Raw genomic sequence first — 2882 nt, 5'->3', positions numbered from 1 at the left:
ATATACATCAAGAAGCCTCAAAAACTAAAAAAGAGATATACAAAACAGTAAAAGATATTTACGATGTAAGATCTAAGTTTATGCATGGTCAAGCATTGGATAGCAAAAAACATAAAGACAACCAGGTGCTGATTGACTTTTCGATATCGATTGATCATATCCTTAGATTAATAATGCAAAAAATAGTATTTAAAGACTCCGATATTTTTCTGGACAATACTAATCTTGAAGCATTTTTCAAAGACTTAGTTTTGGGTGAAGATTGATATTGTTAATTTTTCCAAATTAAACGCTCTTTTATGAAAAAAGGAAAAGAATACGAATTACTAGTTGAACAAATCTATAAGGAGTTAGAAGGCGATGCAATCATAACTCAAGATGACCATATTTTTGGATTGGATACAGGAATCGAACGGCAAATAGACTTATCAATTAGATCTAAAATATTAGATATAGATATATTAATAATAGTGCAAGTCAAAGATTGGACAAGAAAGGCAGACGTGAATACAATCGGTCAATTTAAGTCGGTTATAAAAGATGTTAGGGCTCAAAAAGGTATTTTAATTTGTAATACTGGCTTTTCTGTGCCAGCTATTGATTATGCAAAAAAGGAAAGAATTGAGGTTTATTCTGCTCATTCAGCTATTAAAAAGAAATGGTCAATGGAACTATCCATACCCGTGATAAAGACAGAGCACGCTTGTTTTTTAAACTTTTTAGCATCCCTCGAGAATGCACCTACAGAATGTAATAAAATTGATGACTTCAGTTACATTTTTATGAAGGATGGAATTATTTTAGGGAGATCCGAAATGTACAAAAGATACTTTATTAACAGGCAACCAATCGATAAAAGTGGTAAGTTAATTTACTTCGACGTAGATCCAGAAGGACTGTTTTGCATTAATCCAACAAGCGGGATCTCGACAGCGGTCGTACGTCTGCAAATAGTATATCGATATGAAGGTCATGATGTAAAATCAACCTCAATTTCACCTGCTGACTACAGAGTATTAAAAAATCATTTAAATGAAGAAATTATTACTTCACATGTCGAAATATCACCTTCATTATTCCCAAAATTAATAGGTGGTTCAACTTGGACTACTAAAGACATATCAAATTTTGATAAAAACCAAGCCCATCTAGAAGTTGTAGCATTTAGGTATTCTGAACTATACATGTATAGTTTAGGGTTTAGGCCTGCCCAAGTGAATAGAAAATAAACTACTAAACCACTACCAAATTAGCCTGACCACTCTCTGATATTATACCTACTCTGTAATCATTACCAGCAGGGACAACAACCGAATGAGAAGTTGCATATTGTAAACTTCTATAAAATGGTAAACTATCATATTCTGCACCACCAGTAGCAACACTAAATAATACTATTTTACAAAGCATATTTGTAGTTCCTGAAAGTACACCACCCGTTATACTGAAAGATCCTGTTGGCCTAGCTAATGTTCTATAATTGGCACTCACTACTTCTTTGATTCTTATTGACATAAAACCCTCTTCTTTCGAAAGAAGAGGCACCTCGATCAAATATTGGTCACTACCCAAACTTATCGCCTTGCCGTAATTCAATGAAATGAATTTCCCTGCAAGAGAAGAAGCCGAAAGATCAATGCTTATGGTTAAAGGCGTATTGATTTTATCTAATGGAACATCATTAAGTATTCCACTGGTTGAAGTTGACTTAAATTGATCATACATATCAACAACTATATGAACATCTCCATTCAACTCATAAGCAGTAGCACGATGAGATAATTCCCTTAAGTACATGTACTCCAATGCCTCACCATTACTGCAAGTGTGAATGAAATTTGAACCAACAGCCGATCTGACAACGCTCAAAAATTCATCTAACGAAGCTATACCTGATACTGCTGCCTTTGCCGCGTGCCAGTGACAAAAATCCCTATACCAACCACCGTTTGCTAACGTTAAGGCAATTTGAGCCTGGATATAGGTAGTTGCTTGCGCTTTAGTGAAACCATCATTATTCCACATATCCCACCATCTTGAGGTTGATGGGTACGTATTCCATGTTTGTCTGGAAAATATTGAGCTCGTTGGTATGCCTAGTTTGCCAGAAATCTTGCTATTGCCATAAAATGTATTTCCAGTAACGCCATTTACAGATGGTGATGGAACGCTGTTTCTAACACCTAACCATCTCGGAGCTTGCAGAGGAAACATATTGGTAATACCAAGACGATAACTACCACCAGATACCGATCTACCTGTAAGGGATTTTAGCCAGTTCTGAACATAGGTAATCACACCAACGTACTCACTCAAATTACTTGTACCTGATACCGAATTTATAACATCATATCCGTACGCTCCCGCACTTAGATCGTACATTTGCTGGCCATGGTTCGGATACCTGTTTGCCTTGGTAGTTCCGGCAGTTACAGGAAATACGGCGGCACCAGCTGATGTCCACGTTGTTACACCCCAATCAGGAATAACTTGAATTACTCCTGTAATTGGATTTTTCCAATATTCAGTTGGATAATATATGTCATGCCTCATTAAACCAGAGGCTTCAGCCTCAGAGATACCTACGCTATAATTTCCAGTTATATTATTTACAAAAGCACCTAAACAGAAATTATTTTTAAAGCCATATTCTTCAGCAGCAAAAATACTATTCTGATATCTATCATCAGTCTGGTGTGAAAATGTCATTACAGCATCGTACCGATGATTACAAATCCTGGTAGTTATACCCATACCCTTAGGCCAGAATTTTACTTTCATCATACTCTCCTAACTTTTATGGAGTCATTAGTTGTATCAATCCACGCATCACCAATTACCACACCAACTGGTGGTGTGCCTGCTCCCTCAGGTAATAAGGC

The 2882-nt window shown here is 36.3% G+C and carries 3 protein-coding genes; 2 read left to right on the top strand and 1 reads right to left on the bottom strand.

The window, feature by feature from the left end; all coding sequences use genetic code 11:
• Together AC1DG9_RS25770 and AC1DG9_RS25765 are read left to right on the top strand one after the other, a co-directional pair.
• Positions 1-266 (top strand): hypothetical protein (locus tag AC1DG9_RS25770; RefSeq protein WP_477635537.1); only part of this gene is annotated, 266 nt, incomplete at its 5' end.
• Between the two features lie 33 nt (positions 267-299).
• A complete protein-coding gene (locus AC1DG9_RS25765) occupies positions 300-1229 on the top strand; it encodes a restriction endonuclease (RefSeq protein WP_477611975.1) in 930 nt (309 codons plus the stop codon).
• A gap of 4 nt (positions 1230-1233) precedes the next feature.
• On the opposite strand, the gene AC1DG9_RS25760 is transcribed toward AC1DG9_RS25765, so the two are convergent.
• Entirely contained in the window at positions 1234-2784 is a 1551-nt protein-coding gene (locus tag AC1DG9_RS25760; RefSeq protein ID WP_477621746.1) for a hypothetical protein, read from the bottom strand.
• Positions 2785-2882 lie beyond the last annotated feature (98 nt).

It is taken from the genome of Pedobacter sp. 05L430, assembly GCF_056397585.1.
Note: the sequence above shows the minus strand (reverse complement) of the source record. Positions and strands in the feature narration are given on the sequence as shown.

Excerpts from the sequence above, each read along its gene's own strand:
- AC1DG9_RS25765 (WP_477611975.1), top strand. The coding sequence starts at position 300 with ATGAAAAAAGGAAAAGAATACGAATTACTAGTTGAACAAATCTATAAG.
- AC1DG9_RS25760 (WP_477621746.1), bottom strand. The coding sequence starts at position 2,784 with ATGATGAAAGTAAAATTCTGGCCTAAGGGTATGGGTATAACTACCAGG.